16 protein-coding genes are annotated in these 17,493 nt (G+C 33.0%); 11 read left to right on the top strand and 5 right to left on the bottom strand.

All coding sequences use genetic code 11. The annotated features are described in order from the left end of the window. Positions 1–27 precede the first annotated feature (27 nt). The 3 genes from ACFSC2_RS14300 to ACFSC2_RS14290 all read right to left on the bottom strand — a co-directional run bounded on the left by ACFSC2_RS14300 (position 28) and on the right by ACFSC2_RS14290 (position 3,949). The gene (locus ACFSC2_RS14300; RefSeq protein WP_379814742.1) at positions 28–882 is read right to left on the bottom strand and encodes a DUF4249 domain-containing protein; all 855 of its coding nucleotides are present in this window, start codon (positions 880–882) and stop codon (positions 28–30) included. 5 nt (positions 883–887) lie between these two features. Further along, positions 888–3,095, bottom strand: coding sequence for a TonB-dependent receptor plug domain-containing protein (locus ACFSC2_RS14295; RefSeq protein WP_379814743.1), 2,208 nt, complete (start codon positions 3,093–3,095; stop codon positions 888–890). Positions 3,096–3,235: 140 nt separating this feature from the next. After that, the gene (locus ACFSC2_RS14290) at positions 3,236–3,949 is read right to left on the bottom strand and encodes a pyridoxine 5'-phosphate synthase (protein WP_379814745.1); all 714 of its coding nucleotides are present in this window, start codon (positions 3,947–3,949) and stop codon (positions 3,236–3,238) included. Between the two features lie 117 nt (positions 3,950–4,066). Between ACFSC2_RS14290 and ACFSC2_RS14285 the strand changes: the two genes are divergently transcribed. The 8 genes from ACFSC2_RS14285 to murI all read left to right on the top strand — a co-directional run bounded on the left by ACFSC2_RS14285 (position 4,067) and on the right by murI (position 12,510). Next, the gene (locus ACFSC2_RS14285; protein ID WP_379814746.1) at positions 4,067–4,726 is read left to right on the top strand and encodes a CBS domain-containing protein; all 660 of its coding nucleotides are present in this window, start codon (positions 4,067–4,069) and stop codon (positions 4,724–4,726) included. An 89-nt stretch (positions 4,727–4,815) separates the two neighbouring features. Then, on the top strand, positions 4,816–5,700 hold the full coding sequence (locus ACFSC2_RS14280) for an NAD kinase (RefSeq protein ID WP_379814748.1): 885 nt from the start codon (positions 4,816–4,818) through the stop codon (positions 5,698–5,700). A gap of 173 nt (positions 5,701–5,873) precedes the next feature. Beyond that, on the top strand, positions 5,874–6,563 hold the full coding sequence (gene porG / locus ACFSC2_RS14275) for a type IX secretion system protein PorG (RefSeq protein ID WP_379814749.1): 690 nt from the start codon (positions 5,874–5,876) through the stop codon (positions 6,561–6,563). A 1-nt stretch (position 6,564) separates the two neighbouring features. Beyond that, positions 6,565–7,305 (top strand): isoprenyl transferase, encoded by a 741-nt coding sequence (locus ACFSC2_RS14270; protein ID WP_379815445.1) that lies wholly within the window; start codon positions 6,565–6,567, stop codon positions 7,303–7,305. Beyond that, positions 7,238–9,961 carry an outer membrane protein assembly factor BamA gene (gene bamA / locus ACFSC2_RS14265; RefSeq protein WP_379814750.1) on the top strand — a complete coding sequence of 908 codons (2,724 nt, stop codon included), beginning with the start codon at positions 7,238–7,240 and terminating at the stop codon, positions 9,959–9,961. Before ACFSC2_RS14270 ends, bamA begins: the two co-directional genes overlap by 68 nt. 42 nt (positions 9,962–10,003) lie before the next feature. Then, entirely contained in the window at positions 10,004–11,059 is a 1,056-nt protein-coding gene (locus ACFSC2_RS14260; protein WP_379814752.1) for an OmpH/Skp family outer membrane protein, read from the top strand. Positions 11,060–11,074: 15 nt separating this feature from the next. Continuing rightward, on the top strand, positions 11,075–11,578 hold the full coding sequence (locus ACFSC2_RS14255; protein WP_172426837.1) for an OmpH/Skp family outer membrane protein: 504 nt from the start codon (positions 11,075–11,077) through the stop codon (positions 11,576–11,578). 155 nt (positions 11,579–11,733) lie between these two features. Then, positions 11,734–12,510, top strand: a complete 777-nt coding sequence (gene murI, locus ACFSC2_RS14250) for a glutamate racemase (RefSeq protein ID WP_379814753.1) — start codon at positions 11,734–11,736, stop codon at positions 12,508–12,510. Position 12,511: 1 nt separating this feature from the next. Here murI and ACFSC2_RS14245 read toward each other — a convergent pair whose 3' ends face one another. Further along, positions 12,512–13,708 (bottom strand): aromatic hydrocarbon degradation protein, encoded by a 1,197-nt coding sequence (locus ACFSC2_RS14245; RefSeq protein WP_379814754.1) that lies wholly within the window; start codon positions 13,706–13,708, stop codon positions 12,512–12,514. A 39-nt stretch (positions 13,709–13,747) separates the two neighbouring features. Further along, positions 13,748–15,076 (bottom strand): DUF4270 family protein, encoded by a 1,329-nt coding sequence (locus ACFSC2_RS14240; RefSeq protein ID WP_379814755.1) that lies wholly within the window; start codon positions 15,074–15,076, stop codon positions 13,748–13,750. Between the two features lie 231 nt (positions 15,077–15,307). Here ACFSC2_RS14240 and ACFSC2_RS14235 point away from each other — a divergent pair, with 231 nt between their 5' ends. Genes ACFSC2_RS14235 through ACFSC2_RS14225 form a run of 3 tightly spaced genes read left to right on the top strand, consistent with a single transcriptional unit; the run spans position 15,308 to position 17,493 of the window. Continuing rightward, complete coding sequence (locus ACFSC2_RS14235; RefSeq protein ID WP_379814756.1) at positions 15,308–16,150, top strand: DUF6268 family outer membrane beta-barrel protein; 843 nt, start codon at positions 15,308–15,310, stop codon at positions 16,148–16,150. Positions 16,151–16,166: 16 nt separating this feature from the next. Further along, a complete protein-coding gene (locus tag ACFSC2_RS14230) occupies positions 16,167–17,174 on the top strand; it encodes a Kelch repeat-containing protein (RefSeq protein ID WP_379814757.1) in 1,008 nt (335 codons plus the stop codon). Next, positions 17,149–17,493, top strand: coding sequence for a DUF4907 domain-containing protein (locus ACFSC2_RS14225; RefSeq protein WP_379814759.1), 345 nt, complete (start codon positions 17,149–17,151; stop codon positions 17,491–17,493). The genes ACFSC2_RS14230 and ACFSC2_RS14225 overlap by 26 nt, the downstream gene beginning before the upstream one ends.

Below are 17,493 nucleotides of genomic sequence, written 5' to 3'. Positions count from 1 at the left end.
AGCCGATTTGAATATTCAAATCGGCTTTTATTTTTTTGGAGGTGTTTTAACTATAACAGTACTTTGACCATATCCTGCCCAAATACCAATTCCTCCTTTTATATTAGATTTTAAACTGGTGTTTGATGGATAAATAGGATTTTTGGCATTTACAATTTCATTCTGCCAACTGTTCCAGAAATCTAAAGCGTCTTTGTTTTGAGTTCGTAATTTCACATGAATCAAATCTCCATCGGCAAAATAAGGCGTAAATTTTGTTTTCGGAAACAATATAACTCCCCTATTGATCTGCACAGAAACAGCGGTAGTTTCGAAATTTTTATCATCTAAGTTGCCATAAAAAGAAGGAACAAAAATAGGTTCTTCACCATCAATTTTAGTTGCGATTTGATAATAGTTTTTTTCAGCTATTGGATCGTCAAACTTCACAAAAACATAACCTGTTGTATCTGTTTCTTTCTTCTTTATGTATTCGGCACTTTTTAATGGCACCGATTTAGGAATTGAAGTCACAGCTTCGACTACGCGATTTAAATATTCGATTTTAAGTGTATATTCTTTGCCTGCTTCTCCCATTAAAGTCGAACCAAAATACACAAACGGTGGGACTCTGTTTTTATCGTTTTTAACTCTTAAAACTTCAGAATTCTGACCATCAGAAATTGTAATTTTTGCAGATCGAATAACATGGTTTAGGACATTGGTCGAATCAATTACATCGGTAACCGGAATACTGCTTGATAATAAAACGTTTGCAAAATCACCTTCTTCAATCCAGCCTTCAACCACTATTTTGGATTCGGTACTTTTTTGCTCACTGAAATTATCATTAGAACAACTTGTTATTACTAAACCAAAAAGAAACAATAGATACTTTTTCATATTCCTTAAAATTTAAATCTCCAGCTGACTGAAGGAAGAATTCGATACAAAACTTTCTTTTCCTGCTTTACTACCACCTTATCTTTGTTTTCATTTACCTGTACATCTAAAACCACATAAATCGGATTTTCTACATTAAATGTATTGTAGATCGAAAAATTTAAAGCACTTTCTTTCTTAGCCGTTTTTACAAAATAATAATTTGCCGAAATATCTGTTCTGATGTAATTTGGCATTTGTGCATTATTATATCCAGAGTATTCTTTAACTGGATTATTATTGATAAAATACCATGAAGTCGGCATTGTAAATCGATTTCCAGAACCAAATAGCTGCGTGATGCCAAAATTCCATTTCGCATTCAAATCATACATTCCAACCACAGAAAGATTATGGCGTCTATCGTATTTTGCAAAATAGGTTTTTCCGTTATTCAATTCATCAAAATTTCGGTCAGACCAGCTTAAGGTATAACTTAACCAGCCAGTAAATTTTCCGTTGCTTTTTTTGAGCATCATTTCAAATCCGTATGCTTTTCCTTCGCCAACATACAGATCATTTTTTAACGTTGTAATTTCATTAAACTGTGTAATTCCATATGGATATTCCAGCAGGTTTTTCATCGATCTGTAAAAGCCTCCAAAAGAAGAAGAAAAATTTCTGGTAATATTCTGATTAGAACCAATCGAAAACTCATTAGACGATTGTGGTTTTATTCCGTCAGAACTTGCAATCCAAAAATCCGTTGGAATACCAACACTTGAAGTTGTAATTAAACTTAAATACTGATATTGCCTGTTGTAAGAAGCGTAGAACGAATATTTTTCATTTGCATGATAATTCAGAACTGCACGAGGCTGAAAATGCAAATAGGAATCTGATCCAGAAGTATAATAATTGATTCTAAATCCTAAATCTGCTGTTAGATTTTTAAACAATTTAGGATTAGCGCTCACAAATACTACTGCTTCATTTGCATTTATTGTTCTTTGAGAATAATTATCTACAGTTGTCAGGTTTTCTACATTTACCTTTTGAGGCTGGAGATCGTGGTAAACATATTGCAGTCCTGACTTAAACGGAATTTTTCCAATTAAAAATTTCACTGCATTATTAAAACCAAAATCTTTTACATACGAAGAAACCCCAAATTCAATTGTTGCCTGCTCCATATTTAGTTCATTTGAATATTGACTAAAATAAAGCGAATTTGACATCCTCACTTTAGGTGAAAAGACTGTGTTTAAAGAGGGCGAAACGGCAAAATTGCTCCATTTCAAATTTGTCTGCAATGCCAGATTTTCATCTTTTACTTTAAGCTCATCTCCACTTACAAAAGCACTTAAAGAGAATAAATTGTTTTTCGAAATCTGCGATAAAAAAGTAAGATTTGCATCAGAAAAACCATATTTCATATCCTTAACATCATTATTGGAACCTGATTTTAATAAAGGTCCCATAATTTCATCAATATACGTTTTTCGTCCTGAAATATAAAATCCATTCTTTTCATTTAAAGGAACTGTCAATGTTAACTGCGAAGCTAAAACCCCAGCATTTCCTTGAATAGAAAAATCTGAAGGTATTTTTTTATTGGTATTTAAAAGTGTAGTTGAACTTAAACGCCCTCCATATTTTGGATTTGAAGTCGATTTGTCAAATTCCACCTCTTTAATATGATCGGTGTTATAGAAAGGAAATATTCCCAGCAAATGAGACATTCCATATATTGGAGTTTCATTATACAAGATTGCATTATGTCCTGGGTCACCGCCTCGGACATACAAATAACCGTTTGCATCTCCAGAATTCTGAACTCCCGGCGTGAGTTGTAAAAGTTTGATAACATCTGTAGTTCCTAAAAGTGTCGGAACGGTGCTCAATTCTTTTAGATTGAAAGAAAGTTTTCCGGCATCTAAATTTTTGATCCCGCTTTTTTTATCATTTGAAATAACGACTTCCTTTAATTGCGAAACATCTTTTTCTAACACAATTGAGATTGCAGTATCTTTTTCAATAATACAATAAATGTTTTTTGGCGTAAAATCTAAATGATTAATTGTTATTATTAAGTTCCCTAAAGGAATATTTTCTGAAAAATCCCCCAGACTATCTGAAACAGTATAAAGTTGTTTCTTATTTATTTCTAAAGAAATTTTAACTCCATTGAGCTTTTGGTTATCAGAAGAGACGATATTTCCTGTTATCCTCACATTTGACTGAGCAATAATGTTAGAAAAACAAAATAAAAAAAAGAAAATAGCAGATTTTGACACGTAATTTTAATAAGAAAAGTGCGAAAATAAACAATTATAACCCAATTACATCAAGTTATAATTGTTTAATTTTAATCTTACTTCAATTTACTTAAATACATATTTACCGTATTATCTAATCCAAGATAAAGTGCCTCGGCAATCAAAGCGTGTCCAATAGAAACTTCTAATAAACCTGGGATATTTTGTTTGAAAAACTGAATGTTATCAAGACTTAAATCGTGTCCTGCATTAATTCCTAAACCTAAATCGTTTGCCAATTCTGCCGCTTTTACGTAAGGATCAATTCCGTTTTTATTTCCTAAATCGTACTCATGTGCAAAAGCTTCTGTATACAATTCGATTCTATCAGTTCCTGTTTTTTTTGCTCCCTCGATCATCTCTAAAACAGGATCCACAAAAATCGAAGTTCTGATTCCGTTTCTTTGAAATTCTTGAATGACTTCTTTCAAATAATCTTGATTTTTAATAGTATCCCAGCCAGCGGAAGAAGTTATTGCTCCAATTGCATCTGGAACCAGTGTTACCTGATCAGGCTTGCATTCTAAAACCAAATCTATAAAATTATGCTGCGGATTTCCTTCAATATTATATTCGGTTGTAACAATTGCTTTCAAGTCTCTTGCATCTTGATAACGAATATGTCTCTCGTCTGGACGCGGGTGAATGGTGATTCCCTGTCCGCCAAATTTCTGAATATCGGCTGCAACTTTTAATAAATCAGGAACATTTCCGCCGCGAGCATTTCGAAGCGTTGCAATTTTATTGATATTTACACTTAACTTTGTCATATAAATAGATAATTTAATTCTAGTAACACTATATTTGTTACGACAAAAATACAAAGTAAAACGCAGCTGTTTTTGGTATTTTTTGATTATTTTGCATGACATATCTTCAATTGACTTATGACGGAAATTATAAACTATATCAATAACGATTTCAGAGCGATTGACAGCCAAGAAACTATTGCATTGGTTCAAGACTTTTTTGCTGACTTAAATTTTTCGCATTTCCCTGTTTTAGAGAATGGAATTTTTATCGGAAGTATTGCCTCAGACGATGTCGAGACTTTTGATATTGATAAAAATGCTAGTGATTATAAATATGCATTAGAACGCTTCTTCGCCAGAAGTTCTATGATCTGGCTTGACGTTTTAGAGGTTTTTGCTAAAAATCACACAAATACAGTTCCTGTCTTAGACGAGAATAATAACTATGTTGGTTATTATGAAATGGAAGATATCATGCGCTTTTTTCAAGAAACTCCTTTCTTAAAAGAACAAGGAGGAATTATTATTGTTCAAAAAGGGCTTTTGGATTATTCTATGAGCGAAGTAACTCAGATTGTTGAAAGTAATAACGGAAAAATCTTAGGTTGTTTTGTTTCTCAAGCTGATTCAGAAAATGTTCAAATTACAATAAAACTAAGTCTTGGAGCAATGAATGAAATTATCCAGACGTTTAGAAGATATGAATATGAAATTATCTCTGAACATCAGGAAGACAATTATATTAACAGCCTTAAAGAACGTTCTGATTATTTAGACAAATACCTTAATATTTAAATTCTTAATGTGCCAATGAGAAAATTAGTTAGATAATTTTCGCATTTCCCGATTATCTAATTGACACATTGACAAATTATCTAATTACAATGAAAATAGCCATTTACGGACAATATTATCAGAACAGTACAGAGCCAATTATAAAAGACATATTCTCGTTTTTCAATTCCAATAATGTTGAAATGGTAATTGAAGAAAATTTTCTGAATATGCTTTATGAAAAGCAGCTTATAAAAAAAGAATACAAAACTTTTTCTCCAAATACTGCTTTAGATAATAGCTTTGAAATGCTGATTAGTATTGGCGGCGACGGAACTATTTTAAGAGCAGCCGCTTTTGTTCGTAATTCTGGTGTTCCATTATTAGGTATCAATGCAGGAAGATTAGGTTTTTTGGCTAAAGTTCAAAAAGAAAATATTGATGATTTATTACAATTTGTGATTGATAGAAATTACACTACTTCAGAAAGAACATTATTAGGTTTAACTGCTGATCCTGAAAACGAAGCTTTTGAAGAACTTAATTTTGCTATGAACGAAGTTACCGTGAGCCGTAAAGACACAACTTCGATGATCACAGTTGAAACTTATTTAAACAACGAATATCTAAATTCTTATTGGGCAGACGGATTAATAATTTCTACGCCAACCGGTTCTACAGGATATTCTCTTAGTTGTGGCGGACCTATTTTAACGCCAGATGTAAAAAGTTTAGTAATCACGCCTATTGCCCCGCATAATTTAACCGCCAGACCACTTGTTATCCCTGATGATACCGAAATTACTTTACGCGTAACAGGAAGAGAAGATCAATATCTAGTTTCGTTAGATTCAAGAATTTCATCTGTAAAAAATGAATCTATTCTGAAAATCAAAAAAACAGATTATAAAATAAAAATGGTCGAAATACCAGGTGAAACTTTCTTAAAAACTCTTAGAAATAAGCTGCTTTGGGGAGAAGACAAAAGAAATTAAGTTCTTTTATCCGTTATCACTATACGAATACCATACTTTTTCTCGTTCTGCATGTAGCGAATCTCTATTAAATTGCTCAAAATCATACATTAAATTGAAAAAAAAGCACATTTATATAAAGGAACGTTGATTCGTATTGATAATTATTATATTTGCACGCAATTTTGAATTAAATGAAGAAAATTTTTAATTTATTGTTATGTTTTTTCCCCTTTATTACACTAAATGCTCAAATAAACGAGCTTGGTGTTTTTTTAGGCGGAAGCAACTTTGTTGGAGACGTCGGAAGAACAACCTATATTTCTCCTGAGAAACCTGCTTTTGGTATATTGTATAAATGGAACAGAAGCCCGAGACACTCTTACAGATTTTCTTATACTCAGTCGAGAGTTGCTGGTTTTGATAATCAATCTGATGAAACAGGAAGAAATCAAAGAGGGTACAGCTTTAAAAATAACATAAAAGAATTCTCTGCCGGACTAGAATTCAATTTCTTTGATTTTAACCTGCACGATTATCATACTAAAGTTACACCTTATGTATTCTCAGGTCTAAACTTTTTTCTGTATGATAATTTATACCGATATACTACAAGCCCAAACACTATTTATTCTAACAATGCAAGCTCTCTTGCTATACCTATTATATTAGGTATAAAATCAAACGTAACTCCTCATTTCGTTTTAGGAATTGAAGCTGGGGTGCGTTATACATTTACTGATAATATTGACGGAAGTAATCCCGACACCACTAATTCGAATATTTTAAAATTCGGAAACTTAAATAATAATGACTGGTATGTTTTTTCAGGTATTACTTTAACGTATACCTTTGGACAAAAACCTTGCTATTGCGCAGATTAAAATGAATTTACTAGAATCAATAGATCACACAAACTTACCCAAACATCTTGCTATTATCATGGATGGCAATGGACGTTGGGCCAAACAACAAGGTTTTTTACGTGCATTCGGACATGAAAACGGAACAAAATCCGTAAAAGAGACTATTAAAACTTGTGCCAAATTGGGCATTGAGTTTTTAACCTTATACGCTTTTTCTACAGAAAATTGGAATCGTCCAAAATTAGAAGTGGAAGCATTAATGAAGATATTGATCAATTCTCTAAAAAAAGAGCTTGTTACCCTGCAAGAAAACAATATTAAACTAAATGCAATTGGCAATCTTGAAAAATTACCAAAATCGGCTCAAAAGGAACTTTTAGATGTAATTGAAAAAACAAAAAACAATACGCGTCTTACTTTAACCCTTGCTTTAAGTTATGGTTCTAGAGAGGAACTGGTCAGCGCTGTAAAGTCTATTAGTGATAAAGTTAAAAATAATATAATTTCAATAGACACTATTGACGATTTAATTATAAATGAGCATCTTTACACGCAAAATTTACCAGACGTAGATTTATTAATACGAACAAGTGGAGAACATAGAATAAGTAATTTCTTGCTGTGGCAGATCGCTTACGCAGAATTGTATTTTACTAATGTCTTGTGGCCAGACTTTAAAGACCAAGATTTATATGAGGCTATTATTAGTTATCAAAAAAGAGAACGTAGATTTGGAAAAACCAGTGAACAAATTAAATAAGCTTTTAGTGTTACAAAAAAGAATACCAAAAATAATCTGTACCCTTTTGTTATTGGGTAGTTTCTCACAAGTTAAAGCACAAGAAAGAGTCCCTTTTGATCAAGGGAAAAAATACATTCTAGCTAAAGTTTCTGTCGTTGGTAAAATCAGCTTTAATGAACAGACTGTTGTTACCTTTTCTGGTCTTCAAAAAGGTCAGGAAATAACAGTTCCCGGAGAAGAAATCAGTAGTGCAATTAAGAAATTGGGCAAACTTGGCCTATTTGACGAAATTGCATTCTATGTAAATAAAGTAGAAAATGACAGTATCTATCTGGATTTAGATATCGTTGAATTACCTAAATTAAACGAAGTAAAATTTGTTGGAATTAAGAAAAGTAAGGTCGAAGGTCTAATAAAAGATAACAACCTAACTAAGAATAAAATCGTAAACGAAAACTTAATTACGACGACTAAAAACTACATCGAAAACAAGTATAAAAAAGATGGTTTTTATAACACAAAAGTTATAATTACCACTACAAAAGACACTACTGCGGGTAACTTGGTAAACATGCTCGTTCGGGTAGATAAAGGAGATAAAGTAAAAATCAGCAAAATAGAATTCATTGGCAACAAGCAACTTAGCGGAAGCCAATTGCGTTCTGCTATGAAAGATACGAAACAAAAAAATATCCTTCGTGTTTTTAAAGCTTCGAAATTTATACCTGAAAAATACAAAGCTGACTTAGAAAAAGTTATTGCAGCGTACAAAGAAAAAGGATACCGTGACGCACGTATTATTTATGATTCTGTTAAGTATAACAAGGACAGAAATATGCTTGCTATAAAAATTAATGTAGAAGAAGGAAACAAATACTACTTCGGAAACATTAAGTTCTTAGGAAATACAGTTTATTCAGATCAGTTGTTAAACCGTTATTTAGGAATCAAAAAAGGGGAAGTTTATAACGGAGTTTTATTAGAAAAAAGAATTGCTGATAAAACAAAACCAGACGCAGAAGACATTACCAACTTATACCAAAACAATGGTTATTTATTCTCTAACATCAATGCTGTTGAGGTTAAAACTGTAAATGACACTATTGATTTTGAAATTAGAGTTACAGAAGGTCCAATTGCTTATTTCAACAAAATTACTGTTGTTGGAAATGATAAAACCAATGACCACGTTATTTACCGAGAATTAAGAACAAAACCAGGAGAAAAATATAGTAAAGAACAATTAGTAAGAACAATTCGTGAGATCGGACAATTAGGTTTCTTTGATCCTGAGGCTATTGATCCTAAATTCAAAAATGTGGATGCAGGAGCTGGAACTGTAGATATTGAATATAATGTAGTCGAAAAAGGTTCTAGCCAGGTTGAGCTTCAAGGAGGTTACGGCGGTGGAGGTTTCATCGGAACTTTAGGGCTTTCGTTCAATAACTTCTCGGCGAGAAACATCTTTAATAAAGAATCATACAAACCGCTTCCAATGGGAGATGGTCAAAAAGTAGCCTTGCGTTTACAAGGAAGTACATACTTCCAGACGTATAGTTTATCGTTCTCTGAACCTTGGTTTGGAGGAAAAAAACCAGTACAATTTAGCTCATCTATTTCATATAGTAAGCAGTTTCTTAATAATTACATTACAAGAACTGTTGACAGAAGCAAAAGTTTTAATATTTTTACAGTACAAGTTGGTTTAGCAAAAAGGTTAACAGTGCCAGATGATTACTTTGTATTATCACAATCGATAAGTTATCAGCACTACGATTTAAATAATTACAACACTGGTTTATTTACTTTTGGTAATGGAGCATCAAGAAACTTGGCTTATACAATCGGACTTTCAAGAAGTAATAAAGGGGTTAACCCAATATTCCCAACTTATGGTTCAGAGTTTAGTATTTCTGCCAAATTATCACCTCCATACTCTTTATTTAATGGAGTAGATTACAAAACTTTAGGTGAAAAAGAAGAATACAAATTGAAAGCGACAGCAAGTTATACAGACAGTAATGGACTTGTTGTAAGTCCTGGTGATTATGTTGACGCAAGCAATAATAAAGTAAGTACTTACCAAGAAGCTGCTGCAGATCCTGCAAAAGTGGACCAGAAAAAATACAACTGGCTAGAGTACTACAAAATTAAATTCAAAGGAGACTGGTATACCAAAGTATATGGTAAATTAGTATTAAGAACATTGACAGAATTTGGTTTCTTAGGAGCTTATAATCAAGATAGAGGTGTTATTCCGTTTGAACGTTTTTATTTAGGAGGAGATGGTATGGCCAATTACTCTATGGATGGTAGAGAAACAATCCAGTTGAGAGGTTATCCAAACAACTCGTTGACACCTGTAAATGCTAATGGAGAACAAATTGGTGCAACGATTTATAACAAATTCTCTATGGAGTTACGTTACCCGATTACATTAAAAGCATCGGCATCTATTTTTGCATTAACGTTTTTAGAGGCAGGTTCATCTTATCCGACGTTTAAAGATTATAACCCGTTTGACTTAAATCGTTCTGCTGGAGCTGGATTACGTGTATTCATGCCTGCATTTGGATTATTAGGAATTGATTTTGGTTATGGATTTGATGCACTTCCAGGTCAAAATAAAGCAAACGGCTGGGAAACACACTTTATCATTGGACAACAATTTTAGACAAATTGCGTTTGGTTAAAAATCATCAAATAAAGTTATGTTATGAGAAAACAGTTTTTATTTATATTTTTAGCCTTGATTGTAGCTAATACAAGTCAGGCACAGGGAAAAACGACTAGGATTGGTTACATTGATATGGAATACATTCTAGAAAATGTTTCCGATTATAAAGAAGCAAAAGCGCAGCTAGAGCTAAAAGCGCAAAAATGGAAACAAGAAGTTGAAGCCAAAAAATTAAATATCAACACGCTCAAAGAAAGTTTAAAAGCTGAAAAAGCTTTGCTGACAAAAGAACTTATTGAAGAAAGAGAAACTGAAATTAAGTTTCTTGAACAAGAGATGATGGATTATCAGCAAAAACAATTTGGAGTTGATGGTAACTTAATGCGTCAAAAAGCTGCATTAGCAAAACCAATTCAAGATCAAGTTTTTACTGCTGTTCAAGATATTGCTGAAGCTAAAAATTATGATTTTATCTTTGATAAATCATCAGATTTGACAATGCTTTTCAGTAATACTAGATTTAATATAAGTGATCAAGTATTGCGTGTTCTTAATCGAACTGAAAAACGTGAACAGCTGACTAAAAAACAATTAAAAGATCAAGAGGCTAAAGAAAATCTTGAAAACGCAATTGATGATAATCCGGCAATGGCAGATCGCCAAAAAGCCCTGGATGAAAAAAGAGTAGCGAGAGAGAAACTTATTCAAGATAGAAAACTAGAACAGGAAGCTAAGAAAAAAGAATACGAAGACAGAAGAAATGCAATAGCTGCCGAAAGAGAAGCTAAAAAAAATGGCACGGTTTCTGGAACAGCTAAAACAACGACTAGTACACCTGCCACGACAGAAACTGCAAAACCTGCAACAACTGGAAATGTAGCAACTACGGGAAATACAACCTCAACTGCAAAGCCTGCTGCTACAGAAACAAGTACAGAACAGCCAGCAATGACAAAAGCAGAAGAACGACAATTATTGTACGAGCAGCGTAAAAAAGAATTAGAAGAAAGAAGAAAGAAAATTTTAGAAGAAAGAGAAGCAGCCAAAAAGGCGAAGGAGGCTGAGACACAAAAACCTAATACGACCAATAATTAATTAATATTTTTAAAAATGATGAAACAAATCAAAACTTTACTAATTGCTGCAATACTTATTTTAGGAGCAAGTAACACAATGAATGCGCAAGCGAAGGTAGCTCATGTTGATGTAAGCGAGATCATGTCGAAAATGCCAGCTATGCTGGATGCTCAAAACCAACTGCAAAAATTAAGTGGTACATATGATGCTGAATACAAAAAAATGGTTGATGAATATCAAGTAAAAATTAAAAAGTACGAAGCTGAAGCTGCAACTGTTACTGATGCTGTAAACGGAGAGCGTTCTAAAGAAGTTCAAGACATGCAGAAAAGAATTGTTGATTACAGAGACAATGCTCAAAAAGAATTACAACAAAAAGAAACTGATATCGTAAAACCTTTAATGGAAAAAGTAAGAACTTCTATCCAAAAAGTTGGAAAAGCTAAAGGTTTCCAATACGTTTTAGACGGTTCTACTTTATTATTAGCTGATGGTCCAAACATCACTGCTGATGTAAAAAAAGATTTAGGTTTCTAAGAAACACAACAACTTATTTTAAAAACTGTTCAGATGCATAAAGCATTTTGAACAGTTTTTTTTTACGATAATTTAAAATAAATTTCGCAATATTATTCCCGAATTTGGGTTAAATTAGAACATCAAATTAGATTAAAAAATATTAAATTTGCTTTATGACAAACAACAATCCTATAGGCGTTTTTGATTCTGGAATTGGGGGAACTTCCATTTGGAATGCCATTCACGAATTACTTCCAAACGAAAAAACGATTTATTTAGCAGATAGTAAAAATGCTCCTTATGGTCAAAGAACCAAGGAAGAGATTGTTGCATTGAGTAAAAAAAATGTTGATTTTTTGCTGGAGCAAAACTGCAAATTAATTGTTGTTGCCTGTAATACTGCAACAACAAATGCGATAAGAGAACTTCGTGCAGAGTATGACATTCCTTTTATTGGAATTGAACCAGCTATTAAACCGGCAGCTAATAATTCTAAAACACAAGTAATAGGAATTTTGGCAACAAAAGGAACACTGAACAGCGAGCTTTTTAATAAAACTGCCGAAATGTTCCAAAACACAAAAATCATTGAGCAAGTCGGACATGGACTTGTGCAGCTTATTGAGGATGGAAATTTATATTCTCCAGAAATGACTCAATTATTAGAGTCATATCTAAAGCCTATGATTGAAGAAAACATTGACTATCTGGTTTTAGGCTGCAGCCACTATCCGTACTTAATTCCACAGATCAAAAAGATACTTCCAGATCATATTCAAATTATTGATTCGGGTGAAGCTGTTGCGCGACAAACACAAAATGTTCTTCGAGAAAAAGTAGGATTCACTGAGCTGCCGCAAAGCGAACCTGTTTTTTATGTCAATTCTAATCCTGCGGTTTTAGAATCTATTTTAGAAAACAAATATCCGGTAATAGAAAAAGATTTCTAGATTACTCTATTTTTCGTTTCAGGAACCAGATTCCGTCCAAAGACAAATTCAATGAGATTTTATGATAATTTTCCTTGATTAAATCATCAGCAATTCTTCCCTTTTGTCCGTACGAATACGAAATATTAAGCGCTGAAAATGTATTCTCAATTGGTAACGAAAGTCCGATAGTAAAAGCAGCATTATTCACTCTTTTACCATCAATTTCCAGATAGCCTGTATCAAAATTTACACCGGCAGCGTATTGAATGCGATCCCAGTATTTTCTAACATTTTTCTTTGTAGAATAAGTGAACCCAAGCGCATATCGGTCTTGATTAACAAAATCTCCATAAATATCGGATTGGTTGGTCTGATTCCAAAAACTTTTTTCATAATCTACAGTCATGTTTACGTTGTTTTTGAATCGTTTACTAATTCCAAAACCAATTTCCAGAGGCATATAATAATCATCTACATCTGAAGCTTGATCTGTTTCAATAGAAGTAGTTACCTCATCTGCAATAACAGCAACAGACTGCACTTTTGAAGCTTTAATTTGCGAAGGCACTTTAAACGTAGTTCCAATTGTCAGCGTTGAGTCAATTTTAAATTGCGCTCCTAGAGTCGCTCTTAATCCGTTGTAATCTGTTTTTTTATGAACAGTTGTTATGGCTGTATTTACCAAAAAGGCTCTATCCTCTACCGTATTCCCAAACAAAACAGTTCCAGAAGCTCCAACGGTCAATTTCTTTCCAAATCGATACCCGTACGAGAAACTCAAATTATTTAATCCTCCAGATCCCGCTGCTGTCAAATAATACGATTCCTGACTATCTGAAATAGGAAGTTTTAGGTTCGAAATTTTAAAAGCCGAACTCGAGTAAGGCTGCAGTGAAACGCTAAAACCTGAGTTCTTTGTAACAGGAAATGCAAAAGCTAAATGTGAAAACTGAAAATTATTTCGCTTCTCTGTTTTCGAACTGCTTTGATATGTTGTTGCAAGTGCTGTGCCTCCAATATCAAATAGAAAATGGTTTTGAGCCATAGAACCTAAAGATGCTGGATTAAGATTATTTATAAAAGTAGTCGACGGAAGTGCTATTCCCGCTGATCCTATAGAAGGTAATACCCCAAAATTAGAATCATATAAACTTCCCACTCCATACAACGAATAAGGAGAACTCGAAATACTTTGAGCAAATGCACCAACTGACATGCAAATGAAACAGCTTAAAAAAAATATTTTATTTTTCATTTAGTAAGAGAGGTAATAAATTTTCAATTGGATTTTATTGTTAACATGCTTCTGGTTTCCTAAAACAATTCTATTAACCGTTTTTGAGATTGCCGGCATCGTCAAAATCAGTGAAGACCTTGAGTCTGCTTTTTTCAGCATTTCTTTTTGGAGAAAAGTACCAACGGGAATACTGTAGCCAACATTCTCATTAAATTCATCACTTTTTTTATTTAATAAACCATAAACAGTTGTCCCTGCAGAATTCAACATAACACCGCTTATTCGATTTAAATTATCTCCAACATAAACTTGTAGTGAATCTGCAAGCGGATATTTTTCTGAATAAGAATTATTAACGGGTTTCAGAATCAATTCGGCATCGATTATGGCTCCGTTGTCCGAAATATATCTGAGCTGTTTGATGTTAGGAAAATCAATTTTACAGGCCACTCCTGTACCCGACTGAATAAATCCTTGATTATTAGTTAAAATACTTGATAAGTTACTGCTTGAAATTGGCAGATTCTGGAGCAGCGTTCCTGTTTTATCTAATGAAATAGAATTAAATTGTTTTGCTAAATCTTTAATAGTAAAATCAATATAATAAGGTTCCTCATCTGTATCTGCTTGATATTTTGAATAATACAAACGAACTTTACTATTTCCGACACTAAAACCGATTGCACTAGCCGAGTTTGAAGTATCGGGAACAAGAACAAGCCCTTTAAAATATTCTGTAAAACTGTCAAAATCTGTGATTTCTCTTTTTTTAATTTTTTGAAAAAGCTCCGAACCAAATACATCACTCATCCGAATATTAATAGAGTCTTTTTGAGTAGGACGTGGTTTGTATGAAATTGTTCCGAGACTTTCACTTCCGTAACTTAAAGTAGAGTTGTTATAAAAATTATTATCGTCGGTATTTGGTTTTACTTTTTGTGTCAAACGATGAACATTAAAAGTCTGTACTTTTGTGGTATCTCCGTAGTAATAATTATCATATTTTAAAATCATCGAAATAGAATCAAACACATAATTTACAGCCTGAGTATCAGAACCAGAATTTACCAAAGCATATGTATCTGTAGAAAGCTGAAAATAACTGTCTGATTTTACTTTTCCGAAAATAGGATCATCGTAATTACCAACTAAAATTCTGTTTTTACTTGATGTCACCAAAGAATCAAAATTTATGGTCGACATATCTACCGTAACAGTATCAATCATAATTACTTTATTATTTACGGCCAGATAATCTGAGCCAACTACAAACTCTCCCGCATCTGTATCTGTTCCGCAGGAAACTATCGCAGCAATACAAAACAAAACCAATAATAACTTATGCATAATTCATTTTTTGCACAAATATAAAAGGGTGTGTTCTGCGCGACCTAATAACATATACTACCCCGCCTTTTAAGACTATAAATAGGACAAAAACATCTACAACAGCATAATGATACCAAAGATTTAATTCGACCTTAAAAAGAGCTGTTTTGTCTATCAAAAATCCTCATACATATATATTCTTTTTTTGTAAACAGCTGTCCTCCTACTTTTGAGCCAATAATATAAGTAATGAGAGTAAGGTTTTTAATTTGTTCTGTTTTTTCGATTTCGCTTTTTGGTCTTCATGCGCAGGAAAATTTTTCGGCGAGTGTAGACATTAAGACAGAACCGACTGATAAGATAGATTTTACTGAAACCAATATCGGATTGACTTATAACAAGAAGATAAACGATAATAGTCAGTTTACAAACAAATTAGATTATTCGAGTTTAAAAATGAATTACGATTCAAATGAATATGAATTTGTTACCGATTTAAACCGACTGAATTTGATTCAAAACAAAATCGAATTTTCGCACGAGATGTCTAATCAGTTTAAATGGACTTTATCTGTAACGCCAACAGCGGGTTTTGAACAGCATTTAGATTGGAAAGATGTCTATGTTTTAGGAAGCATTGCTGCAAAAAAGCAAATTAATTCCTCAATCGCTTTAGAAGTTGGAGCCGCCCGAACAACCATTTTTGGTGCTCCACAATTTACGCCGATTGTTTCTTTGGATTATACGATAAATGAAAATGCAGGTTTAAAAATTGGGTTTCCGAATTCGAAGATATCCTATTCTAACAACCCAAGAAATGCTTTTAGTTTAACAAATCAATTTAATGGAAGCTATTATCATTTGGACAGCAATAAAGATCTAAGCGTATCAGCTTCAAAAGCCGTTTTATCACAAATGACAACTGCAATTGAATATGAACGAAATGTGGATAAAAACTGGTTTCTAAATTTTAAAGCCGGATACGATTTTAATAAAAAGTACAAACTCTTAAACGACAGTAATAATAACGTCTACGATTTTAAAACTGGCAACGGTTATGTTTTAGGAATTGGCATCAAATACAAACAATAAATAAATTTAATACACTATGATTAATCTAAAAAAAGGAATATTATTCACGGTACTTTTTTCGAGCCTCTTTTTTGTAAGCTGCAGTAATGATGATGACGATGATGAATTAGTTGGAAACTGGGTTAAAAAATCGGCGTTTGACGGGCCAGCAAGATCTAGTGCTACCAGCTTTGTTATTGGAGATTATGCGTATGTAGCCACTGGTTATACTGGTGATGTTTATTTAAAAGATTTATGGGCTTACAACTCAAACGGAGATTATTGGGAACAAAAAGCAGATTTTACAGGTGTTGGAAGAAGTTCTGCTTCTAGTTTTGCTTTAAACGAAAAAGGATATGTAGGCTTAGGTTATGATGGAACCAATAAACTAAAAGATTTCTTTCAGTACGATCCAACAAGTAACAGCTGGACTCAAAAAACTGATTTCGCTGGAACGGCTCGTTACGCAGCAGTTGGTTTTCAAGCTGGCGGAAAAGCATATTTCGGAACTGGTTATGATGGAAATTATCTAAAAGATTTTTATCAATACGATGATGCAGCTAATACTTGGACACTTGTAAATGGTTTCAGCGGTAACAAAAGACGTAATGCAACTGTTTTTGTAATTGCAGACAAAGCATATTTGGTAACTGGAACTAACAACGGTGTATACCAAGAAGATTTCTGGGAATTTGATCCATCTACTGACAGCTGGACAAGAAAACGTGATGTTGACAAAGATACTGACGATGATTACTCTTATAATGACGACTATGCTATTGTACGTTCTAATGCTTCTAGTTTTTCTATGAATGGTTTAGGATATATTGTGGGAGGAGAAAGCATAAAAACAGTTTGGGAGTATAATCCAAGTACTGATTTATGGGTAGAAAAAACAGCTATGGAAGGTGCAACAAGAACAGATGCAGTAGGATTTACGATTAACAATAGAGGTTTTTATATGTTAGGAAGAATTGGATCTACTTATTTTGATGATGCTTGGGAATTTAAACCACAAGATGAACAAAGTGACGACGATAATTAAAAATAAAAAAATCTTCTGGAGCAATATCCAGAAGATTTTAGTCTTTCTGGTTTTTATTTTATTTCTGAATGCCTGTCATAAAAAAGAAGTTTTAGAAACGGCTTCATTTAAAACAGAAACCGGATGGGGATATACGATTTCATACAAAAATAAAATCATTATAAAACAATCTATAATTCCTGTCATAAGTGACAATAAGAGTTTTGCATCAGAAGAAGACGCTTTAAAAACCGCTGATCTGGTAAAACAAAAAATCAAAAAAAACACATCGCCTACGGTAACCAAAAAAGATTTAATTTTATTAAAAATAAAATTTTAA

Source organism: Flavobacterium artemisiae (assembly GCF_042678225.1).
Taxonomy (GTDB): Bacteria; Bacteroidota; Bacteroidia; order Flavobacteriales; family Flavobacteriaceae; genus Flavobacterium; species Flavobacterium artemisiae.
The sequence above is the reverse complement of the archived record's forward strand: the minus strand, read 5'-3'. Positions and strand labels throughout refer to the sequence as shown.